This window comes from Xanthobacter sp. BG11Y11_SDJG, assembly GCF_057364445.1.
In genome coordinates this window covers 1-4,828 of sequence record NZ_JBNFNU010000328.1, presented here as the reverse complement: position 1 = coordinate 4,828, position 4,828 = coordinate 1, and the positions used below count along the sequence as shown (strand labels likewise).

Sequence of the window (4,828 nt, the reverse complement as noted above, 5' to 3'; positions counted from 1 at the left end):
CGGCGCGGTCGAAACCGGCTAGAAGGGCGGCGGCCGCGCGCCGCCGGCCCGACTGGGAGCACGCGCGGACCCCGGCCCCGCCGGTCCGGCCCCGGGAACGTCAGACCGCCATTCCCGAGAGCGAGCCTTTTCATGAGCGAGCCGTTCCCCGCCAACGAGGCGCATCTTCAGGCCGAGGTCCTCGCCCGCGCGCTGCCGCACATGCAGCGCTACGACGACGCCGTCGTGGTGGTGAAGTATGGCGGCCATGCCATGGGCAACGAGGACGTGGCGCGGCACTTCGCGCAGGACATCGTGCTCCTGGAGCAGGCCGGCGTGAACCCGGTGGTGGTGCACGGCGGCGGGCCGCAGATCGGCGCCATGCTGGAAAAGCTCGGCATCAAGTCGCAGTTCGCCGCCGGGCTGCGCATCACCGACAAGGCGACGGTGGAGATCGTCGAGATGGTGCTCGCGGGCTCCATCAACAAGCAGATCGTCGGCTTCATCAACGAGGCGGGCGGCAAGGCCATCGGCCTGTGCGGCAAGGACGGCAACATGGTCCGCGCCCGCAAGGCGACGCGCACCCTGGTGGACCCGGACAGCAAGATCGAGCAGGTGGTGGACCTCGGCTTCGTCGGCGAGCCCGACACCGTGGACACCATGGTGCTGGACCAGATCCTCGGCCGGGAGCTGATCCCGGTCCTCGCCCCGGTGGCGGCGGCGGTGGACGGCGGCACCTACAACGTGAACGCCGACACCTTCGCCGGCGCCATTGCCGGCGCGCTGGGCGCCAAGCGCCTGCTGCTGCTCACCGACGTGCCGGGCGTGCTCGACAAGTCGAAGACGCTGATTCCGAGGCTCACCATCGCCGAGGCCCACGCTTTGATCGCCGACGGCACCATCTCCGGCGGCATGATCCCGAAGGTGGAGACCTGCATCTACGCGCTGGAGCAGGGCGTGGAAGGGGTGGTGATCCTCGACGGCAAGGTGCCGCACGCGGTGCTGCTGGAACTGCTCACCGACCACGGCGCCGGCACCCTCATCACCCGCTGACGGCGCGCGCGGGCGGCCGGCAGAGCCCCTGGCGCCTACATTCCGGGAATGTCGGCGGCGCCGGGGCCGAGCGGGCGCTGCATGAGCACGGTGTCGATCCAGCGGCCGAACTTCAGCCCGGTCGCGGCGAGAGTGCCCATGTGGGTGAAGCCGCAGGCGCGGTGCAGCGCGATCGAGCCTTCGTTGGCACTGTCGCCGATCACCGCCACCATCTGGCGGTAGCCGCGCCGCTCGCAGGCGTCGATCAGCGCATCGAGCAGCGCGCGGCCGATGCCGCGCCCATGGAAGCCCGGCGCCACATAGATGGAATCCTCCACCGTATGCCGGTAGGCGGCGCGCGGCCGGAAGGCATTGGCATAGGCATAGCCGGCGAAGGCGCCGTCGATCTCGGCGGCGAGGTAGGGATAGCCCTGCTCGGCGATCGCCGCCATGCGCCGGGCCATCTCCTCAAAGCCCGGCGGCACCAGCTCGAAGCTCGCCGTGCCCTCGCGCACGGCTTGCGCATAGATGGCGGTGATGGCGGGAAGGTCGGCGGCGGTGGCGGCGCGGAGGAGCATGGGGCGAGGCAGGACATTGCGCAGGTGGGGGCGCCGCGAGCATATCGCCGCGACCCATCCGCTCAAACAGAAAAGCCCCGGCCAAGCGGCCGGGGCTTCTCCTCATTTCGCGAGAGAGCCGCGTCGCGGCTCCCGCTCACTCCTGGTTGCGGCCGCCGAACAGCTGCAGCAGCATCATGAACAGGTTGATGAAGTCCAGATAGAGCGTCAGCGCGCCCATGATGGCCTTCTTGCCCATGACGGCGGTGTCGTCGCCGGCGAAATACATCTCCTTGATCCGCTGCGTGTCGTAGGCGGTGAGACCGGCGAACACCAGCACACCCACCACGGACACGATGAACTGCAGCATCGTGGAGCCGAGGAAGATGTTCACGACCGAGGCGATGATGATGCCGAACAGGCCCATCATCAGGAACGAGCCCATGCCGGACAGGTCACGCTGCGTGGTGTAGCCGTAGAGGCTCAGCGCGCCGAACGAGGCGGCGGTGATGAAGAACACCCGCACGATGCTCTCGTGGGTGTACACGAGGAAGATCGTCGACAGCGAGATGCCCATGATGGCCGCGAACACCCAGAAGGTGATCTGGGCGGCCGATACGCTCATGCGCTCCACGCGGAAGCTCAGGAAGAACACCGCGGCGAGAGGCGCCAGCATCACCACCCACTTCAGCGGGCTGATGAACAGCGCGTAGCCGAACTGGGTCAGCATGATGCCGCCGGCGATGCGAGCCGCAGCCTGGCTCGGATCGGTCGTGACCGAGAGCATGTAGACGCCGAGCGCGGCCGCGCCGGTGATGGCGAGGCCCAGCGCCATGTAGTTGTAGACGCTCAGCATGTATGAGCGGAGGCCCTGGTCGATCGCGGCCTGCGAGCGCGCCACCGTCGTGTTCCAACGCCCGGCGACGTTGCGATCATAATCGGACATCGTCGTTCCCCTTGAAAAGATCTCTGACCGCCCGCGCCGCAAGGCTTCGCGCGGTCCGCCGCTAATATGGTGGGTTCGAAATGGGGCGGCAAGACGAGGCAGATGAATTTACGCAAGGTGAGATCGCCCGCGGCGCGTGCATTCGACTCCCCATGCGGCTTATAGTGAGGTCCGGTCGGGGGCGCGGGCCATGGGGGGGCGTGGCGACGGATCGGGACGAGGGGCCGGGCGGCGTGCCGGACAGGCGCGGCCGCGGCGGATTGCCCGTGCGCTGGGCATGCTCGCCGCGCTCGGAGGCCTGTTCGCCCCGCGGCTGGCGCAGGCGGGCGCCTGGACCCTTCCGGCCGGCGCGGGCCAGGTCATCGTCCAGACCACGGTGGCAAGCTCCAACCAGGAATTCGGCCCCTCCTCGGACCTGCTCTCCAGCCGGCCCTATGAGAAGGCCGAGGTGGACCTCGTCTTCGAGTATGGCGCCACCGACTGGCTGACGCTGATCGCCGCACCGCAATTCCTCGCCGTGCGGCTGGGGGAGCCGGGCTCCGCCTCCTATGCGGGGCCCGGCTATACCAGCCTCGGAGCGCGGGTGCGGCTCTACCAGAGCGATGCCTTCGTGCTCTCCGCGCAGGCGGTGGCGCGCATATCCGGCACCGGCAATTCCCAGAGCGCGGCGGCGGTGGGCTACGAGGACGGCGAGCTGGACCTGCGCGTGCTGGCCGGGCTCTCCTTCACGCTGTTCGGCAAGCCGGCTTATTTCGATCTCCAGGCGGCCCAGCGCCAGCGATCCGGGCCGCCGCCGGACGAGTTCCACCTCGACGCCACAATCGGCGTCCGGGTGGCCGAGCGCTGGCAGGTGCTGCTGCAGTCGTTCAACGTGGTCTCGGAGGGGGCGGGCGAGGGCCCGTATTTCGGCGCCTCCTACGAGTACTACAAGCTTCAGCTCGGCGCGGCCTATGACTGGACGCAGGCGCTGACGCTCCAGCTCTCCGTGGTCGGCACCTATTTCGCCCGCAACGCGCCGCAGGAGAACGGCCTGGTGCTCAGCGCCCTGTACCGGTTCTGACCGCCCCGCCGGTGGTCACGAGGCGGATGCCGAGGGCGATCGGGATGATGCCGAGGAGATCGAGCGGCGGCACGCTCTCGCCCAGCAGCAGCCAGCCGAACATCAGGCCGAGCGGCGGCATCAGGAAGTGCAGCGCGCTCGCCTTGGTGGCGCTCGCCCGCGACAGGATGAAGAACCACAGGCTGAAGGCCGCCACCGAGGCGCCGAGCGTCAGATAGAGGAAGGCGGCCAGAAGCGGCAGCGAGGGCTGGATCGCGTCCGGGCTCTCCGTCAGCAGCGCCACCGGCACGAGAGCCAGTCCGCCGGCCAGCGACTGGATGCCGCTGCCCATCCACAAGGGCGCGCCGGTGCGCACCAGCTTGAACAGCAGGGTGCGGCCGCCAGCGTCACCAGAGCGGCGAGCACGAACAGCGTGCCGACGAGATCCTCGGCGCCGGAGCCGATGCGCGAGCGCACCACCAGGGCCACCCCCGCCATGCCGAGGCCGAGACCGACCAGCTTCAGCGGCGTCAGCCGCTCGCCCAGCAGCGGACCGGCGGCGAGGGCGGTGAGCAGCGGGTTGGCGCTGATGACGACGGCGGTGAAGCCGGAGGAGACCGTGGTCATACCCACATAACTGAGGCCGAGATAACAGGCATTGTTCAGCACCCCCATGAGCGCCAGCGCCGCCACCTCGCGCGCCGGAATGCGCTTCAACTGCCCGAACAGCGCGCAGGCGCCGAGGATCAGCGTGCCGGCCCAAAGGAAGCGGCCGGCGAGCAGCAGCAGCGGCGGGCAATACGCGAGCGCCACCTTCGCCGCAGCGAACGCCGAGCTCCACAGCAGGCAGAAGGCGAGGATGAGCACCGGGGTGTAGTCCCGGCTGCGCAGGGGGGCGGCGGCGTGCATGAAAAGTCTCCCGGCCCGCACACAGCACGGACGGATTGCATTTGGAAATTCAATGTGTCCATCATCTGCATTCGCAAATCGAATACGGACAGGGAAATGCTGGATCCCGATCTTCTGAAGGCGTTCGTGAGCGTGGTCGAGGCGGGCGGCTTCACCCGCGCCGGCGAGCGCGTCCATCGCACCCAGTCCACGGTGAGCCAGCAGATCCGCCGCCTGGAGGAACGCCTCGGCCGGCGCCTGCTGGTGCGCGACGGGCGCGGCGTGAGCCTCACGCCGGACGGCGAGGTCCTGCTGGCTATGCCCGGCGCATCCCTCGCCTCGCTGCCGAGGCCGAGCGGCGCTCACCGGCGCCGCACCGGTGCGCGC

At 69.3% G+C, this 4,828-nt stretch carries 6 protein-coding genes and 1 pseudogene; 3 read left to right on the top strand and 4 right to left on the bottom strand.

Annotated features, from left to right (window positions below; translation table 11 throughout):
* The first annotated feature begins 132 nt into the window (after positions 1–132).
* Positions 133–1,032, top strand: a complete 900-nt coding sequence (gene argB, locus AC2W7M_RS19930) for an acetylglutamate kinase (RefSeq protein ID WP_486134321.1) — start codon at positions 133–135, stop codon at positions 1,030–1,032.
* A 35-nt stretch (positions 1,033–1,067) separates the two neighbouring features.
* Here argB and AC2W7M_RS19925 read toward each other — a convergent pair whose 3' ends face one another.
* Both AC2W7M_RS19925 and AC2W7M_RS19920 read right to left on the bottom strand, forming a co-directional pair.
* On the bottom strand, positions 1,068–1,589 hold the full coding sequence (locus AC2W7M_RS19925; protein ID WP_486134320.1) for a GNAT family N-acetyltransferase: 522 nt from the start codon (positions 1,587–1,589) through the stop codon (positions 1,068–1,070).
* A gap of 136 nt (positions 1,590–1,725) precedes the next feature.
* On the bottom strand, positions 1,726–2,514 hold the full coding sequence (locus tag AC2W7M_RS19920) for a Bax inhibitor-1/YccA family protein (protein ID WP_486134319.1): 789 nt from the start codon (positions 2,512–2,514) through the stop codon (positions 1,726–1,728).
* Between the two features lie 277 nt (positions 2,515–2,791).
* Between AC2W7M_RS19920 and AC2W7M_RS19915 the strand changes: the two genes are divergently transcribed.
* A complete protein-coding gene (locus tag AC2W7M_RS19915) occupies positions 2,792–3,574 on the top strand; it encodes a hypothetical protein (protein ID WP_486134317.1) in 783 nt (260 codons plus the stop codon).
* Here the strand turns inward: AC2W7M_RS19915 and AC2W7M_RS19910 are convergent.
* Together AC2W7M_RS19910 and AC2W7M_RS19905 are read right to left on the bottom strand one after the other, a co-directional pair.
* Positions 3,552–3,905 carry an EamA family transporter gene (locus tag AC2W7M_RS19910; RefSeq protein ID WP_486134315.1) on the bottom strand — a complete coding sequence of 118 codons (354 nt, stop codon included), beginning with the start codon at positions 3,903–3,905 and terminating at the stop codon, positions 3,552–3,554. The two genes, AC2W7M_RS19915 and AC2W7M_RS19910, sit on opposite strands and share 23 nt — an antisense overlap.
* Positions 3,845–4,462 carry a DMT family transporter gene (locus AC2W7M_RS19905; protein WP_486134313.1) on the bottom strand — a complete coding sequence of 206 codons (618 nt, stop codon included), beginning with the start codon at positions 4,460–4,462 and terminating at the stop codon, positions 3,845–3,847. The genes AC2W7M_RS19910 and AC2W7M_RS19905 overlap by 61 nt, the downstream gene beginning before the upstream one ends.
* A 96-nt stretch (positions 4,463–4,558) precedes the next feature.
* On the opposite strand from AC2W7M_RS19905, the pseudogene AC2W7M_RS19900 reads away from it, so the two are divergent.
* A pseudogene (locus tag AC2W7M_RS19900) lies at positions 4,559–4,828 on the top strand (LysR family transcriptional regulator); the annotation flags it as partial.

Coding starts and splice junctions, on each gene's coding strand:
- argB (WP_486134321.1), top strand. CDS start 133: ATGAGCGAGCCGTTCCCCGCCAACGAGGCGCATCTTCAGGCCGAGGTC.
- AC2W7M_RS19925 (WP_486134320.1), bottom strand. CDS start 1,589: ATGCTCCTCCGCGCCGCCACCGCCGCCGACCTTCCCGCCATCACCGCC.
- AC2W7M_RS19920 (WP_486134319.1), bottom strand. CDS start 2,514: ATGTCCGATTATGATCGCAACGTCGCCGGGCGTTGGAACACGACGGTG.
- AC2W7M_RS19915 (WP_486134317.1), top strand. CDS start 2,792: ATGCTCGCCGCGCTCGGAGGCCTGTTCGCCCCGCGGCTGGCGCAGGCG.
- AC2W7M_RS19910 (WP_486134315.1), bottom strand. CDS start 3,905: ATGGGCAGCGGCATCCAGTCGCTGGCCGGCGGACTGGCTCTCGTGCCG.
- AC2W7M_RS19905 (WP_486134313.1), bottom strand. CDS start 4,462: ATGCACGCCGCCGCCCCCCTGCGCAGCCGGGACTACACCCCGGTGCTC.